General features: G+C 55.8%; 27 protein-coding genes and 1 rRNA gene. 11 read left to right on the top strand and 17 right to left on the bottom strand.

The genetic code is table 11. The annotated features are described in order from the left end of the window. Positions 1-87: 87 nt before the first annotated feature. The 5 genes from dph2 (at position 88) to E3E51_RS07150 (ending at position 5,973) form a co-directional block, all read left to right on the top strand. Positions 88-1,137, top strand: coding sequence for a diphthamide biosynthesis enzyme Dph2 (gene dph2 / locus E3E51_RS07170; RefSeq protein WP_167912653.1), 1,050 nt, complete (start codon positions 88-90; stop codon positions 1,135-1,137). A 26-nt stretch (positions 1,138-1,163) separates the two neighbouring features. After that, on the top strand, positions 1,164-2,954 hold the full coding sequence (locus tag E3E51_RS07165; RefSeq protein ID WP_167912462.1) for a hypothetical protein: 1,791 nt from the start codon (positions 1,164-1,166) through the stop codon (positions 2,952-2,954). A 54-nt stretch (positions 2,955-3,008) separates the two neighbouring features. Further along, positions 3,009-3,620, top strand: a complete 612-nt coding sequence (locus E3E51_RS07160; protein ID WP_167912461.1) for an METTL5 family protein — start codon at positions 3,009-3,011, stop codon at positions 3,618-3,620. A 61-nt stretch (positions 3,621-3,681) separates the two neighbouring features. Next, on the top strand, positions 3,682-4,620 hold the full coding sequence (locus E3E51_RS07155; protein ID WP_167912460.1) for a hypothetical protein: 939 nt from the start codon (positions 3,682-3,684) through the stop codon (positions 4,618-4,620). Between the two features lie 24 nt (positions 4,621-4,644). Continuing rightward, the gene (locus E3E51_RS07150; RefSeq protein ID WP_167912459.1) at positions 4,645-5,973 is read left to right on the top strand and encodes an RsmB/NOP family class I SAM-dependent RNA methyltransferase; all 1,329 of its coding nucleotides are present in this window, start codon (positions 4,645-4,647) and stop codon (positions 5,971-5,973) included. Here the strand turns inward: E3E51_RS07150 and E3E51_RS07145 are convergent. The 10 genes from E3E51_RS07145 to E3E51_RS07105 all read right to left on the bottom strand — a co-directional run bounded on the left by E3E51_RS07145 (position 5,970) and on the right by E3E51_RS07105 (position 13,954). After that, positions 5,970-7,049, bottom strand: a complete 1,080-nt coding sequence (locus tag E3E51_RS07145) for a mechanosensitive ion channel family protein (protein WP_167912458.1) — start codon at positions 7,047-7,049, stop codon at positions 5,970-5,972. The genes E3E51_RS07150 and E3E51_RS07145 overlap by 4 nt on opposite strands. Before the next feature lie 2 nt (positions 7,050-7,051). After that, on the bottom strand, positions 7,052-7,690 hold the full coding sequence (locus tag E3E51_RS07140; RefSeq protein ID WP_167912457.1) for a DUF432 domain-containing protein: 639 nt from the start codon (positions 7,688-7,690) through the stop codon (positions 7,052-7,054). Between the two features lie 39 nt (positions 7,691-7,729). After that, a complete protein-coding gene (locus E3E51_RS07135; RefSeq protein WP_240924283.1) occupies positions 7,730-9,172 on the bottom strand; it encodes a hypothetical protein in 1,443 nt (480 codons plus the stop codon). 11 nt (positions 9,173-9,183) lie between these two features. Then, positions 9,184-9,591 (bottom strand): hypothetical protein, encoded by a 408-nt coding sequence (locus tag E3E51_RS13140; protein ID WP_240924282.1) that lies wholly within the window; start codon positions 9,589-9,591, stop codon positions 9,184-9,186. A gap of 287 nt (positions 9,592-9,878) precedes the next feature. Beyond that, positions 9,879-10,526 carry a DUF434 domain-containing protein gene (locus tag E3E51_RS07130; RefSeq protein ID WP_167912456.1) on the bottom strand — a complete coding sequence of 216 codons (648 nt, stop codon included), beginning with the start codon at positions 10,524-10,526 and terminating at the stop codon, positions 9,879-9,881. A gap of 21 nt (positions 10,527-10,547) precedes the next feature. Next, entirely contained in the window at positions 10,548-11,318 is a 771-nt protein-coding gene (locus tag E3E51_RS07125; RefSeq protein ID WP_167912652.1) for an HD domain-containing protein, read from the bottom strand. Positions 11,319-11,361: 43 nt separating this feature from the next. Then, on the bottom strand, positions 11,362-11,778 hold the full coding sequence (locus tag E3E51_RS07120; protein ID WP_167912455.1) for a PIN domain-containing protein: 417 nt from the start codon (positions 11,776-11,778) through the stop codon (positions 11,362-11,364). Positions 11,779-11,814: 36 nt separating this feature from the next. Beyond that, positions 11,815-13,047, bottom strand: a complete 1,233-nt coding sequence (gene eif2g, locus E3E51_RS07115) for a translation initiation factor IF-2 subunit gamma (RefSeq protein ID WP_167912454.1) — start codon at positions 13,045-13,047, stop codon at positions 11,815-11,817. A 107-nt stretch (positions 13,048-13,154) separates the two neighbouring features. Next, the gene (locus E3E51_RS07110; RefSeq protein WP_167912453.1) at positions 13,155-13,532 is read right to left on the bottom strand and encodes a 30S ribosomal protein S6e; all 378 of its coding nucleotides are present in this window, start codon (positions 13,530-13,532) and stop codon (positions 13,155-13,157) included. Between the two features lie 107 nt (positions 13,533-13,639). Further along, positions 13,640-13,954 carry a hypothetical protein gene (locus E3E51_RS07105; RefSeq protein WP_167912452.1) on the bottom strand — a complete coding sequence of 105 codons (315 nt, stop codon included), beginning with the start codon at positions 13,952-13,954 and terminating at the stop codon, positions 13,640-13,642. Positions 13,955-14,237: 283 nt separating this feature from the next. On the opposite strand from E3E51_RS07105, the gene E3E51_RS07100 reads away from it, so the two are divergent. After that, positions 14,238-14,408, top strand: coding sequence for a preprotein translocase subunit Sec61beta (locus E3E51_RS07100; protein ID WP_167912451.1), 171 nt, complete (start codon positions 14,238-14,240; stop codon positions 14,406-14,408). Here E3E51_RS07100 and E3E51_RS07095 read toward each other — a convergent pair. Next, complete coding sequence (locus E3E51_RS07095; protein WP_167912450.1) at positions 14,405-15,061, bottom strand: hypothetical protein; 657 nt, start codon at positions 15,059-15,061, stop codon at positions 14,405-14,407. The two genes, E3E51_RS07100 and E3E51_RS07095, sit on opposite strands and share 4 nt — an antisense overlap. Positions 15,062-15,154: 93 nt before the next feature. Between E3E51_RS07095 and engB the strand changes: the two genes are divergently transcribed. After that, positions 15,155-15,784: a GTP-binding protein EngB gene (gene engB, locus E3E51_RS07090; protein ID WP_167912651.1), complete on the top strand. Its 630-nt coding sequence runs from the start codon at positions 15,155-15,157 to the stop codon at positions 15,782-15,784. Here engB and E3E51_RS07085 read toward each other — a convergent pair. Further along, a complete protein-coding gene (locus E3E51_RS07085; RefSeq protein ID WP_088179754.1) occupies positions 15,731-16,195 on the bottom strand; it encodes an Lrp/AsnC family transcriptional regulator in 465 nt (154 codons plus the stop codon). The two genes, engB and E3E51_RS07085, sit on opposite strands and share 54 nt — an antisense overlap. A gap of 161 nt (positions 16,196-16,356) precedes the next feature. Here E3E51_RS07085 and E3E51_RS07080 point away from each other — a divergent pair, with 161 nt between their 5' ends. Genes E3E51_RS07080 through E3E51_RS07070 form a run of 3 tightly spaced genes read left to right on the top strand, consistent with a single transcriptional unit; the run spans position 16,357 to position 18,692 of the window. After that, positions 16,357-17,424, top strand: coding sequence for a Clp1/GlmU family protein (locus E3E51_RS07080; protein ID WP_167912449.1), 1,068 nt, complete (start codon positions 16,357-16,359; stop codon positions 17,422-17,424). Between the two features lie 44 nt (positions 17,425-17,468). Next, positions 17,469-18,299: a geranylgeranylglycerol-phosphate geranylgeranyltransferase gene (locus E3E51_RS07075; RefSeq protein ID WP_167912650.1), complete on the top strand. Its 831-nt coding sequence runs from the start codon at positions 17,469-17,471 to the stop codon at positions 18,297-18,299. A 12-nt stretch (positions 18,300-18,311) separates the two neighbouring features. Next, positions 18,312-18,692: a ribonucleoside-triphosphate reductase gene (locus E3E51_RS07070; protein WP_167912448.1), complete on the top strand. Its 381-nt coding sequence runs from the start codon at positions 18,312-18,314 to the stop codon at positions 18,690-18,692. 32 nt (positions 18,693-18,724) lie between these two features. Here the strand turns inward: E3E51_RS07070 and E3E51_RS07065 are convergent, their stop codons facing one another. The 5 genes from E3E51_RS07065 to E3E51_RS13310 form a co-directional block, all read right to left on the bottom strand. Further along, a complete protein-coding gene (locus E3E51_RS07065; protein WP_167912447.1) occupies positions 18,725-19,528 on the bottom strand; it encodes an OB-fold nucleic acid binding domain-containing protein in 804 nt (267 codons plus the stop codon). Continuing rightward, positions 19,525-19,902: a replication protein RepA gene (locus tag E3E51_RS07060; RefSeq protein ID WP_167912446.1), complete on the bottom strand. Its 378-nt coding sequence runs from the start codon at positions 19,900-19,902 to the stop codon at positions 19,525-19,527. Before E3E51_RS07060 ends, E3E51_RS07065 begins: the two co-directional genes overlap by 4 nt. 10 nt (positions 19,903-19,912) lie before the next feature. Next, positions 19,913-20,977 carry an OB-fold nucleic acid binding domain-containing protein gene (locus tag E3E51_RS07055; protein ID WP_167912649.1) on the bottom strand — a complete coding sequence of 355 codons (1,065 nt, stop codon included), beginning with the start codon at positions 20,975-20,977 and terminating at the stop codon, positions 19,913-19,915. A 135-nt stretch (positions 20,978-21,112) separates the two neighbouring features. Next, positions 21,113-21,730, bottom strand: a complete 618-nt coding sequence (scpB, locus tag E3E51_RS07050) for an SMC-Scp complex subunit ScpB (RefSeq protein WP_167912648.1) — start codon at positions 21,728-21,730, stop codon at positions 21,113-21,115. 41 nt (positions 21,731-21,771) lie between these two features. Then, positions 21,772-22,863: a DUF835 domain-containing protein gene (locus E3E51_RS13310; protein WP_167912445.1), complete on the bottom strand. Its 1,092-nt coding sequence runs from the start codon at positions 22,861-22,863 to the stop codon at positions 21,772-21,774. Between the two features lie 97 nt (positions 22,864-22,960). Here E3E51_RS13310 and rrf point away from each other — a divergent pair. Next, a 5S ribosomal RNA gene (rrf, locus tag E3E51_RS07040) occupies positions 22,961-23,082 on the top strand. Positions 23,083-23,093 lie beyond the last annotated feature (11 nt).

Genomic DNA, 23,093 nt, shown 5'->3' with positions numbered 1-23,093 from the left:
CGAGATTTTTTATTTTTAACTTTTTCGCATAGTACTGATGCCGATGGGCATTTAAAGGCTTCTCAGCTATGGATTTCGGTGGACTCAATGCACGAAGTTTCGACCCGCGAGATACTTGAAACCCTGCGAGAGCTCGGCGCGGAGAGGGTGCTCATTCAGACGCCGGAGGGGCTGAAGAGGGAAGCCCAGTCTCTGGCGGATTTCCTTGAGGAGAACGGAGTCGAGGCGATAATAAGCGGCGATATAAACTACGGTGCCTGCGACCCGGCCGATAGGGAAGCGAGGCTGCTCGGCTGCGATGCGCTGATACACCTCGGCCACTCATACATGCGCCTCCACCTTGAGGTCCCAACGATATTCGTTCCCGCCTTCGCGAACGTCGATGTTGTTCTCTCACTTGAAAGGAACCTGGGCGAGATACGGAAACTTGGAAGGAGGATAGTCCTGGTCACGACGGCCCAGCACATCCACCAGCTCGACCGGGCGAGGGAGTTCCTTGAGGAGAACGGCTTCGAGGTTCTTGTTGGAAAAGGGGACTCCCGCGTCAGCTGGCCGGGCCAGGTTCTCGGGTGCAACTTTGCCGCGGCGAAAGTTGACGGGGAGGGGGTTCTCTTCATCGGCGCCGGCTACTTCCACCCGCTCGGCGTCGCACTGGCGACGGGGAAGCCCACCCTCGCGGTAAACCCCTACTCCGGCGATGCGGTCTGGATGGATAGCGAGGCCGAGAGGCTCATCAGGAGGCGCTGGGCACAGGTAGCGAAGGCCATGGATGCGGAGCGCTTCGGCGTGATAACAAGTACCAAGAGGGGACAGCTCCGCCTGGCCGAGGCGAAGCGCGTGGTGAAACTCCTCCGCGAGCACGGGAAGTACGCGAGGCTCATAGTCATGAACCACATCAACTACCCTGCCCTGGAGGGCTTCGACTTCGATGCGTACGTCGTGGTAGCCTGCCCGCGCGTTCCGATAGACGACTACGAGAACTGGAGGAAGCCGGTGCTGACGCCGCCGGAGGTCGAGATACTCCTGGGCCTGCGCGAGGACTACGCCTTTGACGAGATACCTGGGACGGCGAGGGAGCGGGACGAGCCCCTGGGAATCAGCCTGCACGGAGGGGGCATATCACCGAAAGGCGTATAAGTTTTGAATTCGAACAACATGATGTAATGCCTCCGAAGAATGATATCATCGGGACGCTGGAGGAATGCCTCCGTTCCTGGGCGATCGGAAGGGCCGTTGAGCTGGCCCTTGCCGACGATGCCGCCCTAGAAGGGCTGTTCAAACTGCTCCGCGAGGGCGATGGTGAGGTCAGACTCCGCGCCCTCATGGCGCTTGAGGAGGTTCTGGCTTCCTTACCGGACGTAAAGAGGCTGTTTCTTCTCAGGGAGTACCTAAACGATGTACTTGCGGCCGTGAAATGCAACAGCGATGAGGTTTCCATCCACGCGCTCAGGGTGCTGGCAGAACTCATACACGGGATACCCCTCCGTCCGGACACCTTCGTGAGACTTGCGCACGCCCTCAAAGACCTCGTTAAAAGCCGCAGAAACGAGGCCGTTCTGATTGAGATACCTCCAGTCCTCATGAACATGAAGGCGGTTTCATACACTCCGGCCCTTATGGACGTACTTTCGAGACTGTTGAGCTCGAAGAATCTGCGATTAAAAGCCATGGGGCTCAGACTCCTCCTGAACACCGGCACGTACACGGGGGCGTCCCCCCTGCTGAAGACCGTGTTCTCAGAGGTCGGAAACATGCTCTCCGAAAAAGACGTGCCCCTGGCGGATTTTGCCCTGGACATCCTCATGGAGGTTTCGAATTTCCCGCTGAATGAAGAACTCGTGGACGACGCTGTCAGGGTGCTCACGGCTGTTAAGAACCTTTCCCTAAGGGGAGACCAGAAACTGGGAGAGAAAGCTCGGCTGGTGGCGGGCAGACTGGAGGCCGCCATAAAGAAGTACTATCTGAACAACCCTGAAAAGGCAATGGAGAAACTTCATGAACTCCTGGTGCACGAGCGCTTCTACGAGGCGGTGGATTTGGCCCTCGCGGTGGGGGATACCTACGTTCTGAAATGGCTCGCTGGGGTTCTGAAGGAGATGGGTAAGGAGACCCTGAAAATCAATGAAAGGATTCTTCCGGGGCCGAAGTATCCGGAGATACCCCCAGAGAAAAAAGCCCAGCGGTATCTCCAACCCCCGACCCTGTCCCGGTTCAGAGGGAAGGGCAAAAAGACCGCGGGGTCTTCTCCCAGTGCCACCACGTCCAAGCAGAGGAGGGCAAATGAGTCCCCGGAGGATAGACGGACTGAATTCAACCGTGCTCTCGCATCAGGCGATGAAGAAAGACTCCTTGAACTGTCCAGAATAAACCCCGAGTTGGTGTTCGAGCTAGTTCGTATGCTGGATAACGGCGATAAGCTTGAGAAGATGGACGCCCTGTGGGCCCTTTCCAAGCTTGCGGAAAAGCTCGATTCTAGATGGATGCCCCTACTCGAAACCTGTGTAGAGCCGCTGATAAACCTGGCACTGTCCAAGAACCGGTGGATGCGCATGAGGGCCGTAAAAACCCTGGCCGTACTGGCGTCGCGGACTCCTTACGGTAGTGGGATAGTGAGGCGTTTTCTGGAATTCTATCTGTCTGGGGACACATCAAAGGCGATCCCTGCCCTTGAGTTCCTCGGCTACTACTTCGACAGGATGTGGGATGAGAAAAGCGCAATGGCGGTTCTTTCGCTTCTCCCCGAGTACCTCGACAGGGATGAAACACGATTTGATGCGCTGCTCGTCCTCGAAGCACTTGTCAGGTCCGCTCCCGCCGAACGGATGTCTCTTTTCAAGCCCTTCGTTGAGCAGCTTAAAATGATCAAGAAATCGGCGGCCTACGAGGATCAGAAGCTTGCGATCAGGATTCTTGAGGCTCTAGCCGACAGGGAAAAGGGACTCGTTCATGAATAGCCCACAAACTTAATATAAGCGCCTTTTGATATCGGCAGAGCGACGGTGAGTCCCATGAGAAAGAGGCACCTTGCCATGACCCTCTCCCGGCTGGAGGGCTTCCAAAACCCCAAACCGGAGCTTGAGCAGTACAGGACTCCGGGGGATGTCGCGGCCGAACTGCTCTGGCTGGCCCACTCCCAGGGCGATATCGCGGGCAGGGTGGTTGCCGACCTGGGTGCCGGAACGGGGGTTCTGACCGTCGGTGCCTGCCTCCTCGGTGCCGAGAGGGTCTACGCGGTTGAGGTCGACGGCGATGCCGTTGGTGTTCTCCGCGGCAACGTGGAGCGTCTTGGGCTGAGTGACTGCGTTGAGGTGGTTCACACGGATGTCTCGGATTTTTCTGAGAGGGTCGACACGGTCCTGATGAACCCGCCCTTCGGGAGCCAAAAACCCCACGCCGACAGGCCCTTTTTGACCAAGGCCTTTGAGGTGGGCGACGTTGCCTACTCCATCCATCTTGCCAAGCCCGAGGTGAGGCGCTTCATCGAGGCCTTTGTGAGAGACTTCAATTTTTCAATAACGCATAGAATAACCCTCCCCTTTGAGATTCCGGCCCAGTTCTTCTTCCATCGGAAGAAGCTGGAGAGAATCTCCGTTGACCTGTACAGGTTCCAGCGGGTGTGAAGCGAAAACAATATATTGGATGAAGTTCAACATCTCGCGGGTACAATTAGGGGTGAAGCCCATGGATCAAATTAAAGAACTGGTTCTTTCCTGGCAGACGAGGGAAGTCGCCCGCCTCGTGAGGAGCGATGAGAATGTCCTAGACGTTGTGATCAGCCTGCTGGGGGAGGGTGACGATGCGCTCAAGCTCAGGGCACTGTTCGTGCTGGATGACCTGCTGAGCGACCCCTCCGACTCATTCCGAAGAAAGGTCCTCTCCAGGGGTTTTGAGAGGCTGGTTGACCTCCTGACGGCCGATGACGACAGAATCGTCATGAGAACACTTTCCGTGCTCAGAAAGCTCATTGAGAATACGAACCTCACGGAATCCCAGTTTGCACGCCTCCTTGACGCTCTTTACATCCTGGCACCTCGCGGAAAGACAACATGGATAGGAATCCTCGACCTCCTGTCGGCAATCTCCCCGGGATACTATTCGTCCGTTGACGGACACGTGGCCAGATTTCTGAGTTCGGACAACCTCTGGGTGTCGTCGATAGGGCTGAAGCTTGCGGCTTCCACCGGATACGCTCTGGACGGAAACCTGAGGCACGTGGGCAGGGTTTTCTCGGAGATTCTTGATCTCAACGATGTCCTGCTCCTTGAAGTGGCCCTTGATTCGATGGTTCAGATGCTCACGACGCCGTCCCAGGAGATCATTGAGGTTCTCCTCAGGTCGTCGTACTTCAGGCTCTCCGTTCTGGCCACCTCCCACGAGGACATACTCGTACGCTCGCGGGTCAGGGAGGTACTCGGACTCATGCGGAGGGCCATCATGAACTACTACGGCAAAAGACCCGACGATGCGATTGATCTGGCGAGGAGACTAAAGGAGGAAGGGTTCACAGAGGAAGCGGTCTTCCTGGAGCAGATGCTGCCCGCCTATGACTGGAACGCATCCACCATCTCCATACTGGAAGAGAACACCGGTAGGCTACCCCGGTTCCTCAGGGAACTTTAAATAGTCCCCACCGTAGCCTTAACCATGCCGAAACTCAAACTCAGCGACAGGCAACTGTACGCCCTTATAGAGGCCGTGAAGCTCGGGGAGGAAGTCAAGCCCAGCCAGAGCGCCAAGAGAAAGGCCTTCGCCAGGTACAAAATCGAAGGCTGGGAGAACTCCAAGCTCACGGGGATATTCTACTCCATTCAGCGCAGACTCGGTCTGATAGACGAGATAATCGAGGAGCTCGTCGGTGTTTCCCCGCTCATCCTCGACCCATGGCTCAGGGCGACGCTCAGGGTGGCCGTTGAGGTGGCTATCTTCAGGGATCCGGGTGAGCGAACGCGGGGACATCTGAGGGGCCTCGCCCAGTTTCTGTCGAAGAGAACGCACCCCTACGCCGGCTATTATTACTACGACCTCCTTCCGCGCATCCTTGAATACGTGCCGGTCATCGACACCGAGGAGAAGCGCCTCAAATGGGACTACCTCTTTCCCGAGTGGTTCATAGCCCGGATGAGGGGGCTCCTCGGCGACGAGGCTGAAGAGCTCCTTAAGGCTCTCAACGAGACGCTGTCGACGAGCATCAGGGTTAACCTGCTGAGGGCAGGCATTGGAGACGTGGAGGAATACCTGAGGAAAAAGAACGTCAGGTTCGAGAGGAGCGGCAGGGTTGATACCGTTATCAGAATCCTTGACCCATTCAACCCCGAATGGCTATTCAACAAGGGGTTCGCCGTAGCGCAGGAGGAAGCGGCAGCGGTTGCATCTCTGGTTCTGGCTCCGGAGCCCGGAGAAACAGTCGTGGATTTGGCCGCCGCCCCGGGTGGCAAAACCGCCCACATGGCCGAGCTGATGAACAACGAGGGAAGAATTTACGCCTTCGACGTTGACGGTGCCAGGATAAAGCGCATGAAGGAGGTTCTCAGGCGTACGGGCGTTGAGATTGCCGAAACCATCAGGGCGGACGGCAGGAAGGCACCAGAGATACTGGGGGAAGAAAGGGCCGACAGGGTTCTCCTCGACGCGCCGTGCACCAGCGACGGGACGATAGCGAAGAACCCCGAGCTTCGGTGGCGTCTCCGCGAGAAGAACATTCCAAAGGTCGTGGCGCTTCAAAAGGAGCTCCTTGAGAGTGCTTGGAGGCTCCTCAAACCCGGCGGCAGGCTGCTGTATTCAACCTGCTCCATGCTCCCCGAGGAGAACGAAAAAGTTATCGAGTGGTTCCTTGGGCGGCACGGGGATGCCGCGCTGATTCAGATCAATGGACCCTACGACGAGGGCTTTCTGCCCGGAACGATGCGCGCCTGGCCCCACAGGCACAAAACGATAGGCTTCTTCTACGCCCTGATGGAAAAGAAGGGGGATTAGGTTTCTTCGCTTTCCCCGCTTTCCTCCACCTTTACCCTCAGCTCGTTGGCGAACCAGTTCACCCTCTGCGGGAACGGTATCTCTATTCCCGCCTCGTCGAGGGCCTTCTTAACGTCCCGCACGATTCGCGTTCTGACATCAAACCACTTCTCGCTGGGTGTCCATGCCCTTATGGCAATCACAACCGCGCTGTCCGAGAGTTCGTTGACGTAAACCAGGGGCTCTGGCTCGGCCAGAACGAGGGGTATCCCGTCCAGAACGTCTTTTATTATCTCAACGGCCCTCTCCGCATCGGCGCTGTACGATATCCCCATGTCGATGTCCACGCGCCTCACCGGATAGCGCATGAAGTTGACTATGTTGCTGTTGAAAAGCTTCTCGTTTGGAATCCTTATCAGAGTCCCGTCCCAGGCCCGTATCCTCGTCGAGAGTATTCTTATGTCCTCAACGACGCCCTCAAGCTCCCCTATCCTTACCTGGTCGCCTATGGAGAGCGGCCTGTCAAAGTACATGAAGACCCCGGAGATGAAGTTCGAAACAACGGTCTGGGCCGCAAAACCTAGGACTATACCGGTTATCCCAATCGCCGCCAAAACAGCGCTCAGCTCACCGCTTATCCCGGCAAAGTTGAGGGCCAAGAAGAACGCCACGGTCAGGAAGATGTAGTAAAATATCTTGGCCTTTATCATGACCTCCGGTCGGGCCTTTTTCCCAGAGCTGGCAATCATGTAGTCCTTGGACTTCTTGGCTATGAGGTACGCGAAGTAGAAGAACCCTATCGCGAAGGCTATGTTTCCTACGGTGGTGTTCCATATCCCATAGCTCATTATGCCGAGCAGGTACAGGGACCAGATTATTCCACCGAGCACGAACATTCGAAAGATTATGTCGGCCGTATCCTCGTTGATTATCCATGTGAGGGTCGTTTCCTTGGATTTTCTGAGGATGAAGCGCCTCATGAGCCTGCCCAGGACTATCATGCCCATGACGACCAGTGCGGCCTCGATCAGCGTGAAAAGTGAGAGGCCTATGCTGGGTATACCCAGATGGGAAACCGTCGTGTTGTTCGCTGCCATGTTCACCACCTCATCCTGAAGTTGGGTAGCGGTTCCGCCTCATGGGTTGGCTTCAGCGTTCCGTCCGGTGGATTTCCGGTGTTGTTGACCTCGTAGATTTCCCTCGTGGTGAGTATTATCAGGGGGTAATACGCCCTGTCCTCGGAGTAGAACATCACGCTGTTCCTTATCGGGAACACTATCTTTTCCACGAGCTTCCAGCTCTCGGTCGGATTGTTGATGATCAGCTTTACAATCCCCGGTGAGTCGGGTATCTTCTCGTGGAAGTCGCTCACGTGATAGCGTGCTATAACCCCGATGGTCTTCTCGCCGTAGAGGGCATACTTCTCCCTTCCGACGACGAAGCGGTCTATCTCCACGTCCCCGCTTCTAACTGAGATGTCTATGGGCGCAGAGAGGTAGCCGGTCAGCTTCTCCCCTGGAGGCACGGCTATTCTCTCCGAGAGCTTTACCATAAGGAACTTCACGCCGTAGCCCTCTGCCGGGGCGGGAAGAACCAGGAGATTCCCATCCCCCCGTTTTATGAGCACGCTCACATCGTCCCGCCGGTAAAGAACGGTGTCTCCAGAACTCTCCACGAGATGAATTTTCTTATCGATGATTTTGATGAACTGAGTTTTCAGCCTGTGCTCACCAAACATGGGTAAAAATAATGTAAGGAAAGATTTAAAGTTTGCTTACTACCTGGCACGTTCGAGCTTTATATCGAGAAGCTCTGCATGGACGTAGATTCCCCCGCCTCCAGGCATGGTAAGCGAGGCAGTTACCTCGATGGGGAACGGGAGTTCGGGCGCAACGACCGTCTCCCCGTTGGCCTGGGCCAGCCCGCCCTGGACGACACCATTCCACGTTACCCTGTACGTCTTGAACCCCATGCCTGCCAGGGATATATCGTCTCCTGGCTCAACTGTGTATCCCTGTCCGTTGCTGGTCAGGGTTACGTAGCTGAGCACGTCACCATAGATGCCGCCGTAGAATCCGGTCGGGTAACTCCAAACCATGTTGTACCGCTGGAAGTCGTCGCTTATGTAGCCACAGTTGTAGTCGCCCTCCATGTTCCCCGAATCGTCCATTGAATAGTGGCAGCTTGGTCCGGTCACCTCTACCTTAACCCAATCCGGGCCGTTGACCATGTCGTAAACGGCCGGAACCCACAGGATTCCGGAGGTGTACTCGCTGAGGTAGTCCGGCTCAACGTAGACCGTGTAGTTGTAGGTCTCCCCGCCGATGTCAAGGATCGCGTAGAGGGCATAGACGTCCTCTCCGTTGAGTTTGGTTTCACGGTAGCCCTTTTTAACGGTCATCTGGACCTGTGAACCTCCGGAGACGCGATACTCAGCCTTGAAGGTTACCTCCCTTACAACGTAGTCCTCACCGTTTATGGTTATGGGCTCGCTTGCGTCCCAGGCGAGCTGCCAGTTGTCCGATGAGCCTCCGCCCGGCGTTTCCGTTGGGGTTGAGGTCGAGGTCTCCGTTTGGGTTTCCGTTGAAGTTTCAGTCTCCCCCAGGGACGTTCCCTGCTCTATCTCGACGCTTATTCCCTCGAACACCCTTGATAGCCTTAGGTCCTCCAGCTTCAGCTTTGAGTAGTAGCTTTCGCCGCCCATCTGGCTGAACGTTCCCTCTGTTTCCACGGGTATCGGCAGCTCCGGTGCTATCTTTGCCTTTCCCTGACCCCTAACGTTTCCAATTGCCCAGCTCCATTCGACGTTGCTCACTTTGAAGCTCTTCCCCCCGAAGCTCACGCTTCCGTCCGGATCCACCTTGTAGCTGTATCCAATCCCCATGAATGAGAAGCTGTACTCGTCCGGCTTTGAGAGGTCGTGCTCCTCAAGCCCCGTCCACACGGCAGAGCCCACCATCGCCATCCATCCCTGGATGGTGGAACCCGATATGCCTCCCATGATCGTTTCAAAGTCCCCCTCGGTGTACGGAAGCTCCGAGTACTTGCCTATCGCAGCGGGGTTGCTCCAGTAGAAGTAGTTTCCACCGTACGACGCTTCAATGACCGCCGTCGTTCCCGACATCATGGCCCCAAAGTCAGGGAATGGAGTGAGGAAGTACGAGTCGCTGTCCTTCGTTCTCTCCTTTATGAGTATAAGATACTCAAGCGGCCCGTTCATCTCGGGGTCGTTCAGGGGGTTATCTTTCCGTAGTAGGCGAAGAGGTTGTACTCCCCCAAATCCTTCTTTCCGTTGTCGTCGGAGTAGATGTGGGCCTTCACGTAGCCCCTCTGCTTTATCACCTCATAGGAGCGCTCCCCCTCGGAACTCTTGACTGTGAACGTGTACTTCACGTACGTTATGTAGTAGCCCTGACCGTTAACCTGAACCTTGTTGTAGGCATCCCAGGGGGTCTTCCAGGTTGAAACCCCCGAACCTCCACCGCTTGTGCTGCCAGTCTCCGGGGTTTCCCCCCCGCTTTCCTGATACGTTTCGCTGGTGGAAGGCTTCTCCTCGCCCCCGCTTCCCATGCAGCCGCTTGCAACTACGCCCAGCAAAACAACAACAATAAGGAATAGGGCCAAACTTCCATTTTTCATACACGCCGCCTCCCTACCTATCTAATTGGTTTTTATCATATTTAAACGTGACATTTTCCGCAGTGTAAAGCCCTGAACCCCGACCGGATGACATGCCGGCCACCAGAAGTGCCAGCAGGATCGCTTTGGTTGCCTCCATATGGGCTTCCTCCATCACCCGCCAAGAAAGAAAAGCGGGTATCGTGGGATATACAACTACCTTGTACACGAATGTATTAAAAATTTTCCAAGGCTTCAAACGGCTTTGCAGCTCTAAAAGGACCGTCTGAATGTCAATATCTCCCTGGTTACGTTTTTCCCAGGATTTCAAAGAGATCGCCAGCCTCCCACCCGGCGAGCCTTCCCACGTACGCAGCCAGGTCGAAGACGTGGGGAACCTTTGAAATGATTCCGATGTCGGCAGTTGCGACGGTCTCGAAGGCCTTGAGCTCGAAGTCGGGGCTCCTCACGAGCCTCACCTCGGAGTTTACCCCCTCCAGAAGGGGGGCTTCCTCCGTCAGCCTCTTCACCTCCCCGCTCCTTGGAACCGCAGAGCCGTAGAAGAACACGGCCTTTTTAAGGCCCAGCCCCCCGAGGGCGCGGGCTAAGTCGTGGAGGAGCCGCCCCGTACCTTCGTTGAGCCTGTATCTGCCCTGGTACTTCAAATCCCTCACGAGCCCGTCCTCGCAGAGTATAGCTCTTCCTTCGAGGAGCGATTCGAGGGTTATCAGAACGTTGAAGCCGTCTATCCCAAGAACTCTACCCCCGAGCTCTTCAGGGCGTAGGAGCTTTCTCCTTACATCATATATCCATTCGTCCGAGAAGGCGCACCGGGCCAGGAGGTAGCGCTCGCCCTTGGTCAGCCGGTAATGGTTGGCCACGAATTCAAGGGCGTACCTTTTTCGGTAGCCCCTGTTGAGGAGGTACTTCAGGTCGCGGTACGCATCGAGGAGCATGGATAAAGAAACGGTGGAGGGTTAAATAACCTTCTCCATTACCTCCGCCCCGGTGTGTATCCTGAGCCGGACCTTTCCGCTCAGGAGGGAGCTCTTGACCTTCTTCGTCAGTATCTCGTCCACCTGGAAGATTCCGGCGGGGTGCTTCATCCATATCTCAATGAGTATTGGCTGCTCCTCGTCCCCTTCCCCTATCTCCACCCTCTCTATCGCTAAAGCCGAGACGGCGTGGATGTCAACCTTGTCCCTCTTGTGGACGAGCCTGCTCCTTCCAGCCTCCATATCGCAGCCGTCCGCTATGGTGACGAGCGAGCCCTCTATGGTAGTGCACGGCACGTGCTCATCGTGGGTGTATATCGCGTTTAGGGTTAGAGCCTTCAGGAGAAGCGGGTCATCCGTCCCGAACTCCCTCACGAGGGCATCTATTACAGGCTCCGCCAGGAGAACGCTGAACCCGTAGTGGTTCTCCCGGTGTATCATGTTCCCGATGTCGTGGAACAGCGCTCCAAATGCCACTATGAACTTGCTCCAGCGGAAGGGCTTGCCGAGCTTCTCTGCAGTCGTCTGGATTCCGAACTTCCCGATGATGTTCAGAAGCTCCAGCGCGCGCCTGGTCGTGAGCAGGACGTGAATCGGCCCGTGGTCGTTGAAGCCGTAGACGTTCAGCACGATGTAGTTGGTCGTCTCGAAGTAGTAGTGGTACTCCCTGAACGCCCTCTCATAGAGCTCGTAGAGCTCCTCGTCGCCGAGGAGTTCCCCAATCTCGCCCAGCAGTTCTTCCTCCGTGTACATCTTTTCCACCCAAGGACGTGGAGAAGAGGGTGTTTTAAGGCTTTCACCCCAGCATTCCCTCAAGCTCAAGTATCTTCTTCGAGCGGAGGTAGACGACTGGAACGCCCCTCTCGCGGAGGCGCCTCTTCAGCCCCTTATCGTTGGTGCAGACTATTACCTGCCCTTTCCTAACCGCGAAGTCGTAAATCTGGTCGTCTATGGGCCTCTCACCAAAGCGGCCTATCTCAACGACCTCGAACCTCTCCGCGAGCTTTTTGGCCATCCTGATGGCGAGCAAATCCTTCCCCCGGGACTTCCTCTCTATAACCTCCAGCTCCTGAAGGACGACGTTGGGGACGGCTATTCTGAACCTCACGTCGAGAACCCTGTTCAGCTCGGAGATTATGTCCACGCCGAACTGGCCGGGAACGAGGAGGAAGTTCGTGTCAGGAATCACCAGCCATTCCCGTCTTTCAGGCATCTGCCTCACCGAAAGTTAATGGAAAAGAAGAGGGGCTCAATCCCTTATGAAGCCGTAGCCTATGAGGCGCCACCTGCTGCCGACCTGCCTGCTGATGGCGACCCTGTCGCCGACTTCCGCACATATCGGTATCTGGAGCTTAAGCTCGACCTCGTCCTTTCCGAGGCCCGTGACGAGACCCATCGTTCTGGCCGTTCCGACGTTGAGGAGGAGAACCTCGCGCCTCTTTATCGGCTCGACCCTGAGTTCCTCTTCGGTTCCCACGACGCGCTCAAGCAGGTGAACCTCAAGCCTGAGGTCGTCCCAGACCGGCGGAAGCTGGCCCGGCTTTCCGACGACGTTTCCCGCCATCAGGTCGCCCTTGGTGAGGTATGGGTCGAGCTTGGTTCCAACGCCGACGAGTCCTCCGGGATATGCCTCCTCCACGAACTTTCCGCCCGCCTGGAGGGAGGTTATCTCTGTGGTTATCGGCTCGTACTTTATCCTGCCGTGGTCCTCGTAGGGGACGCCGGGGCGAATCTCTATCTCGTCGCCGACCTTGAGCTTGCCCTGGATTATTGAACCGCCGATGACGCCGCCGACGAGCTTCTCGGGCCTGGTTCCCGGCTTGTTGACGTCGAAGCTCCTGAGAACCAGCATCTTGGGCGGCTTCTTGAGGTCGTGCTTCGGGGTTGGTATGAACTCCTCTATCGCCGCGAGGAGAACGTCAACGTTCGAGCCGTGAAGGGCCGAAATCGGGATTATCGGGGCGTTCTCGGCGACGGTGCCCTTGACGAACTCCTTTATCTCGCGGTACCTCTCGATGACCTTCTCCCTGTCGACCAGCTCAATCTTGTTGAGGGCTATGACGATGTTCCTGTTGCCGACTATCTGGAGCGCCATGAGGTGCTCCCTGGTCTGGGGCATGACACCCTCGTTTGCCGCTATGACGAGAACGGCACCGTCCATGAGGGAGGCACCGGCGAGCATCGTTGTCATGAGCGCCTCGTGGCCGGGGGCGTCTATGAACGAAACACGCCTCTCGAAATCGGTCTCGGCACCACAGTACGGGCAGACCGGCGAGTTGGAGTACCTGCCACAGCTCGGGCACTTCCTTATCTCAGCATCGGCGAAACCTATCTTGATTGTGATTCCTCTCCTGAGCTCCTCGCTGTGGGTATCGGTCCAGATTCCGGTTAAAGCCTTTGTGAGTGTCGTTTTACCGTGATCAACGTGACCAACCATTCCGATGTTAACCTCGGCCTGTCTAAACTCCTTCTTCTTTGCCATCTTCTCTCACCCCTAAATTTAGAGCGTTGGCCGGTTTATTAAGGTTACCTCGATGGGGAGAACTTGAGCGGGACAGAAAAGCGATAAGTTTGGGGAAAGGAGGAAGCTCAGAAGACGAGCTTCATGTTGATCTGAACTATCTCGGGGCTGATGGTGTTGCCCCTGACGGTCTTCTTCCTCCTCTCGCCCTTCTCCTTCGGTCTGAAGCCCGGGCCCTTCGAAACGAGGATCTTGACCCTCCTCGGGCCGTGGACGTCGGGCCTCATGGCGAAGCCGTCCTTGTCGGTACCACCGGTTATCCTGAGCTTGACGTTGCCCGGAATCTCCTCCCCGAATATCTCGGTGAGGTTGAGTCCGAGCTCGCTCGCCGGTATCTCCTCTCCTATGCGCTTTCCTATGAGCTTCTCGGCTCCTTCGCCGCTTATCTCAACCTGCCTGGCTATGCCGTTCTTCGGGTTGGATATAACGAGCTTAAAGGTCGCCATTTCCTCCCACCTCCTATGTCATTAGCGGGATTCATTGGGTAAACCCCTTATCCAGTGAGCGCTGTGGTTTGGCCTTTAAAAAGTTTCCTCTAAAAATAAAATGATGGTCAGCCGCCGCTGAGATGGTACAGCATCTCCCAGAGTCTGATGGTGTACTCAACCGTTGGAGGGTAGCTCTGGACTATTTCGGTGATCTCCATGTTTTTGTGGAATGTTGGGGCGTTTATCGTTTTCATGTACTCCTCAAGGGCTTCTCTGTTCTTGGCCCGCCATATCGTATAGCTTCCGCCGACGAAATTGTACGAGGCGAGGAACTCAACATCGCCCGTGAGGGGCAGCCGTCTGAAGAAATCGGCCGCTTCCTTGGTTGCCTTGATGCTCTCTTCATCCGAATAGCGGTGGGTGACGAGGAACATCGCCATACGAACACCTCCCATGTATCAACAAAATTTCATATGTTCTTGCCAGAGGGAGCGCCGCTGGGTGAGAATTGTCGCTGGCTTCCGGGCGCTCCGTTTTAGGTTCACCCAGACAGAACCTGCTGTGTAGGCATTGGCCTTATCATATATAAAGATTACGACCGAATTAACTTGCTATTAAACAAGTAAAACTCTGTAAAAATTCAGGGCGTTTTAAGTGGTGAACCCACAATCAAAACTTTTTTATACCTTAGCGCCAGTAGGCACTCCTTGAGGGGTGAGATGAATGGCAAAAGAGAAAACAACACTCCCGCCAACCGGTGCCGGCCTCATGAGGTTCTTCGATGAGGACACCAAGGCAATAAAGATAAGCCCCAGGGGCGTTATAGCGGTTACGCTCATCTTGGTTGCCCTTGAGATACTCCTTCACGCCTTTGGGACGCAGCTCTTCGGTTAAATGAAGCTCGTCTTCTTTAATCCCCTTGCGTTCAGCTCCTCGTTGATTATCGCCCTCACCACTTCTTCGAGCTGGGTCTGGATGAGCCTGTCCACGTCGTCCTTTATCTTGTCGATGTCGTGCCTGAGCCCTTCAAGGAGCCTTATGTAGTCCTTGGCCATTTCGAGCTGTCCCTCCTGTCTGACAAGCTGCTCCTTGAGGTGTTCGAAGTCCTCCTTCATCACCTGAAGCTTTCTTAACTCACGCTGTATCTCGTCGAGCTTCTTGGTCAGCTCGTAGTTCTCCTCCTTGAGCTTCTCGATGAGCCTCTCCTTGGCCTCAAGCTCCCTCACCAGGGCGTTGTACTCCTCGGCTATCTGGTTCAGCCTCTCTATCTCCCTGAGCGGCGGGACTTTGCCGTTTCCAAGGATTATAACATCCGGCCCAACGTTGACTATATCGCTCGGCCTTATCTTGAGCTTCCTCTCGCTGGAGAACATGCTCTGGCCCTTTCCGAGGTTCTCGACTTCCTTCATCTTAAGGATGAAGTAGAACTGGTCGCCCTCAACCTCAACGTTTATGTCGGTCACAAAGCCCAGTATCTTTCCATCCGTCAGGGATATGACGAATTTGTTGATGAGCTGATTGGCCTTGGTTTCGCCACCATCTACCATAGAACACCACCGTTGGGACTTATCCCTTCGCCTACTTAACTTTTCCGCCAAGGCTTATAAGGCAAGAGAACTTCATCGCTAACGGTGAGAGGGATGATAATATTCGTGGGACGTTCAAACGTTGGCAAAAGCACGCTCATCTTCCGCCTGACCGGCAAGTGGGTCAAGAGGGGCAAGAGGCCGGGGGTTACGAGGAAGCCCGTGGAGATAAACTGGCGCGAAAAGCTGGTTGTGGACATGCCGGGCTTCGGTTTCATGAGCGGCGTTCCAAAGGCGAAGCAGGAGCGCATAAAGGATGAGATAGTCCGCTTCATCGAGGACAACGCCGAGGAGATAGAGCTGGCTGTCCTGGTGGTTGACGGCAAAGCCGCCCCGGAGATAATAGAGCGCTGGGAGAAGCGGGGCGAGATACCCATCGACGTGGAGTTCTACGCCTTCCTTCGGGAGCTGGGAATCCCGGTGATAGTCGCGGTCAACAAGATGGACAAGATAAGGAACCTCCAGAGGACCATAAACTTCCTAGCGGAGAAGTTCGGCGTTCCCCACAGCGAGGTGCCCGAGACGTTCGTACCGATATCCGCCAAGTTCGGGAAGAACCTTCTTGAGCTGAGGAAGCTCATGGAAAAGAAGCTTAAAGAGGGAAGGAAGCGGCCCTCCGCGGAAACTGGCTCAGAGGACTTCGAGAACGATGTGGGTAATGGTCTCCTTGACGCCGTCGAGTGAGGCTATCTCCTCAAGGATATCGTCGAGCTTCGTCTTGTCGGCCTCAATGATGAGGTCTATGTCGCCGGTGACACGGTATATCTTCTTTATCTTGAGCTCCTTGATGTGTTCGTAGACGTGCTTCCTCTTGGTGGGCTCTATCTTTACGAAGACGAAGACGTCGCCCTTCTTCTCACCGAGAAGGTCGAGGGCCTTGTCCGTGAGGTCTATGAAGCCCCTTCCGGTCCTTATGTAGCCGAGTTCTTTAAGCACCTTAAGGTGATTGCTAAGGGCCTGTCTGGTGATTCCAAGCTCCTCCGCAAGCTCGTCCTGGGTCTTCTCGACGGTGTGCACCTCGATCGTCTTTCCTTCCTCGTAGAACTTTCTGAGCAGCCTTATCTGCCTCGGGGTAAGAGTCGACCTCCCTTCCATCTCCGAAACCTCCTTTTGCAAGATTAGCGTTTACAGCTTTATTAAACCAACTATTTTTAAGTCTTATGTCAACTTTTTCTGGTTCATGGATTATGGCCACTACCACTCTTATAAGTCTTTCTAAAAGTTAGCTTTTTAATTCAGGCCTCATAGTAGCGCATATGAACAAAGCGACTTACACGGAGGACGTTCCGCCGGACAGGTTTGAACTCCTTGAGCGTATAACTGCCCTGGAGAGACCTGCAAAGGTCATGCTGATAGGCTCCACCGACAGCGGAAAGACAACGCTGTTGACATTTCTAGCCAACAGGCTCATCGATGAGGGCCTCAGGGTCGCGGTGGTTGACAGCGACGTCGGCCAGAAGGGAATCCTGCCACCGGCCACCGTGAGCCTCGCCTTTCCCGAGGGGCCATTTGAGTCGATAGGGGAACTATCCGCCAGAGCGCACTACTTCATAGGGACGATCACCCCGGGAGGGTACGCCGGCGAGATGGCCGTTGGGGTCAAGAGACTGACCGAGGTGGCTTTAAAAGAGGCCGACGTGGTTCTCATAGACACGACCGGCTTCGTCACCGCCCAGGGTATCGAGATAAAGCGCCTCAAGGCCGAGCTCGTGAAACCAGAGCTCATCGTTTTCCTTGAGCGGGACAACGAGCTCTCCCACCTGCGCAGGCTTCTATCCCCCTACGGGGAGGTGGCAAGGCTCTCCGTCAGCGAGAAGGTGAGGGAGCATTCGAGGGATGAGAGGCGGGAAGTCAGGCGGGAGAAATGGAGGGCCTACTTCTCGAAGGCCTCGCTCGTCGAGGTCGACCTCTCGAAGACTGTTCCCACGGGGACGGAGCTCTTCAGGGGCAGGCCGCTGATCAGGGAGGAGAAAGAACTCCTCTCGACGCTCTTCAGGTGGCTCGTGATAGCCGGCTGGAAGGGGGAGCGGTACATCGTTGTCAAGGCCGATGCCGAGCCCGGTCCCCGGCAGTACGGCCGCCCGGTAATCCACGCGGTCGATTTTGAGAGGCTGAGCAACCTCCTGGTGGGCTTCATCGATGGAAGCGGTTTCTGCCTCGGCGTTGGGGTGCTCAAGTGGATAAACTTCGGGGAGATGAAAGCGCAGGTTCTGACGCCCCTTTCCGCCGCAGAGGTGGATAAAGTCCTTGAGCTTCGCTTTGGCAGGGTAAGGGTGCTTGAGACGGGCGAGGAACTCGGCCTTCTCAGGAGGGAGGAGCTCTAGCAAAGATTTTTAAGGCGATAACCTAATCGAATTAGGTGTCCCTAATGGAACTCAAGGCGTTCGTAGAGATAACCAGGCCCCACAACTGCATCCTCGCCGGGATAGTGGGTGTCCTGGGTTCGATAGTCGCGGTTGGACACTTTCCAGACTTAGCCACGGCGGTTCTGGTCTTTCTGGTCGTCACCCTCGGCTGTGCCGGGGGCAACACGATAAACGACTACTTCGACTACGAGATAGATAAAATCAACCGGCCCGAGAGACCCCTTCCCAGGGGGGCAATGGGCAGAAGAACCGCACTCTACTACTCGCTGCTCCTGTTCGCGGTTGGCCTGGCTCTTGCGTACCTAATAAACCTCCGGGCGTTCATCCTGGGGGTTATCGCCTACGCCGCGATGCTCCTCTACGCCTGGAAGCTCAAACCGCTCCCGTTCATAGGAAACCTCGTGGTTGCTGGCCTCACCAGTGCGACGCCGCTCTACGGCGCCCTCGCCGTTGAACACATCGGCCTGGCCGGCTACCTCGCGCTCTGCGCCTTCCTGGTAAACGTTGCCAGGGAGGTTATCAAGGACATCGAGGACGTTGAGGGCGACGTTGCCAAGGGCGCCAGAACGCTCCCCATAATCTGGGGGAAGAAGAAGGCAGCCTACATCGGGGTCTTCTTTGCCGTTCTGACTGTGGTGGCCTCGTTTCTGCCGGTCAGAGCCGGTGTTGGCCTCGGTTACTACGCTATGGTGCCGGTTGACCTGGTGATACTCTACGCCGCGTACATTATACTTAAGAACCAGGGGGAGGAATCGGCACACAGGGCCCAGAAGCTGCTCAAGGTGAGCATCTTCCTGGCCGTCACTGCATTCATAATAGCCGCGATAGTGTGAGGAGGTGGGGGTATGGAGTTTAAGGATGAACTCGTGAGAAACCTCGAATCCGAGGAACTGTGGACTGTCATCACGTTTAAAACGCCCTACGGGCCTGCAAAGACCCTTGAAAAACTCGTGGAAGCCGTTGAGAATGCGGGCTGGCGCGTTACCTTCAAGGCCAACTGGTGGACGGCCGACATTCCTTACGGTTTGGCCAGAATAGACGCCAGAAAGGGGGACAGGGAGAAGATAGTGCTCGGCAAGTGGATACTCGGGGGAAAATGCGAGCTGATAAGCTTAGAGAACATGCCGCTGGAGAAGGGGCGCGACGAGTTCTTCCGCATGGTGGACAGCATAACCTCAACGCTGATCCACGACCCGGTCATAAGGACGATGAGGGAGCAGTACTAGATTTTCTCTTTTTTCAGAAAAAGATAAGAGCCTCAAAGCGGCTCGTAGTAGCCGATCTCGGGCTCGTATATCTCGCCCTCCGCCAGAAGCTGGGTTATCGCCTCCTCGATCAGCTCCTCGTCGATCTCCTTCGAAAGCTTCTTGATTATGAACTTGTGCGACAGAGCCTTGCCCTTCTCGCGGAGCAGGTCTAGGACGGCCTTCTTGGCCTTCTCAAGCTCGGGATTCTCTTCCTTGGGTTCCTCCTCGACGACCTCCTCCTCAAAGAGGGCCTCCTCCGTGCTCCTCTGCTCAAGCATCATGGTGTAGAGTTCGTCTATGGTAATGAGCATGTCCTCGCTTACGCCCTTGTTCTTGGCTATAACCTTGGCCTTGGCGGTTATCCCGTAGCGGTCGTATATCTCGAAGGCCCTCCTGGCCTTCTCCGCGTGCTCGGCCTTCTCCTTCAGCGTCTCGAAGCGGTGGAGTATCCACATGTTCGGCTCGACCTTCGATATGCCCTCAACGAGTATCTGCTTGTCGTCGCGCCACTCCCCAACCTTTCCGATGATCTGAACGAGGTCGCCCTTCTTCACAAGGTTTATGAAGCGGGTGTTCTCCCTGAAACCGAAGACCCATATCGTTCCGGTGCCGTCGTCAATCTGGAACCTTCCGTAGCTCTCATCCTCGCTCATCATGGGGTCTCTGACGACCGTGGCGACGACCTTAACGCGGTAGACCTTTCTGGCGTCCCTCGTTATCAGGTAGTTCGGCTCGAAGTCGCCTTCGCTCCTGACGTAGTAGCCGTCTATGATGTCCTTGATGTAGACCCTGCTCGCCGGAAGGCGCTTCTTCATAGTTCCTCACCCCCGAAGAACTCTATGATGCCCTCGACTTTGGGCAGAACCTTTCTCTCAAGCTCCCTTATCTCTTCCAGTGCATCTAAGTCAGCATCGCTGAAGTCCTGGACGACCTCGCCGTAGATGTGGGTCTCCTCTTCGTTCCTGATGACCCTTCCGATGACCCTCACGGTCTGCCCGTTCTCGGGAAGAACGTTCTCCTCGCTTTCGATGAGTATGACGCCCGTTCCGTCGTCGAGCCAGAAGGTGTAGTCCATCTTGTCGACCTTGAAGGCCTTTCCGATGAGCGAAACCCTGGTGTCGTCCTCCCTGATCTCCTCAATCTTTCTCTCGACGGCGGGCTTTCTGCGCCTGAACCTAACTTCCTCCATCGTCAACACCTCACACCAAGTCCTTGATGACCTCCTTCAGCTCGGCCCTCACCCTGGCGATCTCGCGCTTCGGGTCAACCTCGTCCCATCCAAAGGCCTTCAGGATGAGTCCGAGGAACTTGTCGTCAACAACGTTGCCCCTGACGATTACCTCCCTGCCGAGCAGGTGGTAGTACTCCTCCTCCGCCAGCTTCCGTCCTGCTTCCCTGAGCGTTAAACCGCTCTCGACGAACTCCCTGAGCTTCTCGGCTATCTCTTCGGGGTCCCTGCCCACCAGCTCGGCCGCATCGTCTCCAAAGAGCGTTGTCCTTATGTATCCCGTGGAGTCGTCCAGGCCGAAGTCCACTATCGTTATCTTAACCGGCCGAACCTCACCGTGCTCAGGGCATATCCAGGTATCCGTTGCGGGGTCGTAATCGACCTTTCTCCTGCACTGGGGGCAGGCGTCGTAGACGGTGACGCGGTAGAGCCTCGCAATCGTCCCGCGAACCTCGATGAACCGCTCGCCTCCCATCAGCTCGCCTATCTTTCTCCGCTGGTAGTTGTAGCTCCTGACCTCCTCGATGGGGGGTATCTCCCCGGCGCGCGGGTCTTCCGGGTTGACGATTATTCTCGTCCTGAAGTTGGCGTGCAGCTCGACGCCGTTACGACCCTCCCTGACGCTGGGGTCGATTATCTTGATGAGGTCACCGGCGTTGAGTTCGCTGTAGTACTTGGTCACGAGGCCGTCCCACAGGACGAGTCTCGTCTTTCCAGTGGCGTCGTATATTATCACGTTGGCCACCTGTCCGGTGGAGCCGTCCCTCTTCTGATACTCCCTGGGCGGGTACTTTCGCAGAACCCTTGCCACGACGTTGACGCCGGTCATTCCAGGAACCAGATCGGCTATGTGGAGGAGCTCCTCCCTGCCCTCAAGGTTCACCCCGAGTTCCTCGGCGAGCATCAATGCCGCGGCGTGCTCGGAGATTCCCTCACGGGAGGCTATCTCCGATATTCTCCTCTCGATTTCATCCTTCGAGAGGCCCTTCTGCCCCTCGATCATCTCAATAATCTGCTCCTTCGTCAGCACTCCCATAACACTCACCTTAATGGTAATAATGGCTCGGACTATTTAAACCTTTCTCCAAACTCGGTCCAAGGGGCCATTTTTCAGAAAGGAAGGACGATTTCTTCCTCTGAAGGAAAATTGAGTGACTGAAGAGCCAAGGAATTACTCTTCGCCCTCCATAGAGGTCTCCGCTTCAATCTCCTCCGGTTCCTGAGATTCGCCACCATCACCCCTACCCTCCAGCTTCGCTATCAGGTCGCTGTACTCGGCGTGGACAACCTTCTTGAAGGCCTCCTTTATGATGTTGGGGTCGTTCTCGGGGAAGCCGTATAGCTCGGCGAATTTTGACGTCGTTCCTAGGAGCTTCGTTCTCTCGTATGGCTCGGCATAAATCAGCCCCATCTCCAGGAGCTTTCGTATATGCTCGTATGCCTGGCTGCCGCGGAGTTTCACCACCTTGCTCTGCTCTATCGGCTGGAGGTAGGCTATGAGGGCGAGGGTCTTCAGTTCGCCGGTCCTCAGGTCCGGCCTCGGCATTAGATGGATGACGCGCTGGCTGTAGTCCTGCTTCACCTGCATGACGTACTTGTCCCCCAGAACCTTCACAACCTCTATCGCACTCTTTCTCTCGGCGTATTCGGCTGCTATAAGCTCGATGAGTTTTTCGAGGTAGTCCAGTGACCTTATCCCCAGAGCCCTCGAAAGTTCCTTCACACTGAGCGGCCTTCCAGAAACGAACAGTGCAGCCTCAACAAGGGCCTTGTCCTCAAGGAGTCCCATTATTACCACCACGTTGAAATCAAGCTCCGTTCTTATAGGGTTTACTCTCCAATGAGAACGCGCTTTATGATGCGATAATCCTTCCTTTCCATGGCGGTTTCGTCTACTACAACTATCAGCCGGCCGTCCTGCAGTATCACAAGGTCTCTGAGCGTTCCGAGAAACTTTGTTACCGCGGTTATGCCGTTGTGGATGACGAGATACTCTATCCCGTCAATAACAACAACCCCGGTTATCCCCTGCATCCCTGCCTCCCGGAGGTATCTTCCAGATAGTTCCAGGATCCTCGGAAGGTTCGTCGGCGTTATCGTATCCTTCCCGGGCAGGCTGGTGAGAAAATATGCCTTCCATTCTTTCGGGGGAGTTAGTTCCCTGATAAACGCGAGCACGGGGTATCCTTTGAGGTCGTCCTTTACCCTGCGGTAGGCGTTGCTTGACACAAGCTCAATGCCGGGGTCTACGTTAATCCTTACCGTCCCCTTGAGGTTTATGAACTCCCTCGACAGCACCATGCGGGACATGAAGTAGGCCGTGATCACCGTCAGGGCCGCGCCTAGGGTGAAGCCAATCGGTGCAAACCACTTCACACCCCGCAGGAACGGGTAGTCCATTTTGTGGACTCCAAGAATGCCGAGGGAGAGGGCCGCAAGTTTGGCGCTTTTGAACTTTGAGTCTATTGGGGTGATGATCAGGGCGCCTGAGAGCACTATAAAGAATGCGGAGACACCGTAGGGAATTCCAACCACAGAATTCCAGTCGTTTCCCAGGAAGACCCCATAAATCGCTGAGATTAAGGGCGGTGCTGCCCACAGGACGCAGTATTTAACGCTCTTTCCGAGTTCTTCAGACAGAAAGACCAATGAGCCGAGAAACAACAGAGAGGAGAACGCTGCCTCCGTCAACGCCGTCAACTGGAGAATCCCCAGGGCGTCGGCCACTATGCTGAAGGCCGCCACAAGCCAGGCGATGGCCCAGATGAGGGCGGACTTTCGTTGGGATCGTATGTGAACAGTCAAGAGCACCGCCGAAACGGCGAACTTGGCCAGAAGGCTGAGGGTCTGCCCCACCATGAGGAGAGTAGTGTTCATCCTGACCCTCCCGATGTGTCCAGCTGTTAACTTGTGTTCTATCACTATAAAAAGCTTTGGCTACCGTGTAGGGACCGAAACGCGAGGGTGGGCTCCGGGCGACCGTAATCTTTATAAACCCAACTCGAAAGGTTAACAGCGGTACGGCGGTCATAGCGGCGGGGTCACACCCGGTCTCGTTTCGACCCCGGAAGTTAAGCCCGCCAGCGATCCCGGGTGTACTGTCCTCCGAGAGGGGACGGGAAACCGGGGACGCCGCCGGCCACTCAAACGCC

Origin of the sequence: Thermococcus sp. 21S7 (genome assembly GCF_012027615.1) — an archaeon.
In the GTDB taxonomy this organism is placed as follows: domain Archaea; phylum Methanobacteriota_B; class Thermococci; order Thermococcales; family Thermococcaceae; genus Thermococcus.
The sequence above is the reverse complement of the archived record's forward strand: the minus strand, read 5'-3'. Positions and strand labels throughout refer to the sequence as shown.

Bases quoted from the DNA above. Each gene is read 5' to 3' on its own strand.
- E3E51_RS07095 (WP_167912450.1), bottom strand. From the start codon at position 15,061: ATGGTAGATGGTGGCGAAACCAAGGCCAATCAGCTCATCAACAAATTC.
- E3E51_RS07130 (WP_167912456.1), bottom strand. From the start codon at position 10,526: ATGCTCCTCGATGCGTACCGCGACCTGAAGTACCTCCTCAACAGGGGC.
- E3E51_RS07075 (WP_167912650.1), top strand. From the start codon at position 17,469: ATGGAACTCAAGGCGTTCGTAGAGATAACCAGGCCCCACAACTGCATC.
- E3E51_RS07080 (WP_167912449.1), top strand. From the start codon at position 16,357: ATGAACAAAGCGACTTACACGGAGGACGTTCCGCCGGACAGGTTTGAA.
- E3E51_RS07125 (WP_167912652.1), bottom strand. From the start codon at position 11,318: ATGTACACGGAGGAAGAACTGCTGGGCGAGATTGGGGAACTCCTCGGC.
- E3E51_RS07165 (WP_167912462.1), top strand. From the start codon at position 1,164: ATGCCTCCGAAGAATGATATCATCGGGACGCTGGAGGAATGCCTCCGT.
- E3E51_RS07065 (WP_167912447.1), bottom strand. From the start codon at position 19,528: ATGAAGAAGCGCCTTCCGGCGAGCAGGGTCTACATCAAGGACATCATA.
- E3E51_RS07060 (WP_167912446.1), bottom strand. From the start codon at position 19,902: ATGGAGGAAGTTAGGTTCAGGCGCAGAAAGCCCGCCGTCGAGAGAAAG.
- E3E51_RS07105 (WP_167912452.1), bottom strand. From the start codon at position 13,954: ATGGCGATGTTCCTCGTCACCCACCGCTATTCGGATGAAGAGAGCATC.
- E3E51_RS07070 (WP_167912448.1), top strand. From the start codon at position 18,312: ATGGAGTTTAAGGATGAACTCGTGAGAAACCTCGAATCCGAGGAACTG.
- E3E51_RS07155 (WP_167912460.1), top strand. From the start codon at position 3,682: ATGGATCAAATTAAAGAACTGGTTCTTTCCTGGCAGACGAGGGAAGTC.
- dph2 (WP_167912653.1), top strand. From the start codon at position 88: ATGCACGAAGTTTCGACCCGCGAGATACTTGAAACCCTGCGAGAGCTC.
- engB (WP_167912651.1), top strand. From the start codon at position 15,155: ATGATAATATTCGTGGGACGTTCAAACGTTGGCAAAAGCACGCTCATC.
- E3E51_RS07140 (WP_167912457.1), bottom strand. From the start codon at position 7,690: ATGTTTGGTGAGCACAGGCTGAAAACTCAGTTCATCAAAATCATCGAT.
- E3E51_RS07100 (WP_167912451.1), top strand. From the start codon at position 14,238: ATGGCAAAAGAGAAAACAACACTCCCGCCAACCGGTGCCGGCCTCATG.
- E3E51_RS13140 (WP_240924282.1), bottom strand. From the start codon at position 9,591: ATGAAAAATGGAAGTTTGGCCCTATTCCTTATTGTTGTTGTTTTGCTG.
- eif2g (WP_167912454.1), bottom strand. From the start codon at position 13,047: ATGGCAAAGAAGAAGGAGTTTAGACAGGCCGAGGTTAACATCGGAATG.
- E3E51_RS07055 (WP_167912649.1), bottom strand. From the start codon at position 20,977: ATGGGAGTGCTGACGAAGGAGCAGATTATTGAGATGATCGAGGGGCAG.
- E3E51_RS07160 (WP_167912461.1), top strand. From the start codon at position 3,009: ATGAGAAAGAGGCACCTTGCCATGACCCTCTCCCGGCTGGAGGGCTTC.
- E3E51_RS07150 (WP_167912459.1), top strand. From the start codon at position 4,645: ATGCCGAAACTCAAACTCAGCGACAGGCAACTGTACGCCCTTATAGAG.
- E3E51_RS07085 (WP_088179754.1), bottom strand. From the start codon at position 16,195: ATGGAAGGGAGGTCGACTCTTACCCCGAGGCAGATAAGGCTGCTCAGA.
- E3E51_RS07120 (WP_167912455.1), bottom strand. From the start codon at position 11,778: ATGCCTGAAAGACGGGAATGGCTGGTGATTCCTGACACGAACTTCCTC.
- E3E51_RS07110 (WP_167912453.1), bottom strand. From the start codon at position 13,532: ATGGCGACCTTTAAGCTCGTTATATCCAACCCGAAGAACGGCATAGCC.
- E3E51_RS07135 (WP_240924283.1), bottom strand. From the start codon at position 9,172: ATGAACGGGCCGCTTGAGTATCTTATACTCATAAAGGAGAGAACGAAG.
- E3E51_RS07145 (WP_167912458.1), bottom strand. From the start codon at position 7,049: ATGGCAGCGAACAACACGACGGTTTCCCATCTGGGTATACCCAGCATA.
- scpB (WP_167912648.1), bottom strand. From the start codon at position 21,730: ATGGGACTCCTTGAGGACAAGGCCCTTGTTGAGGCTGCACTGTTCGTT.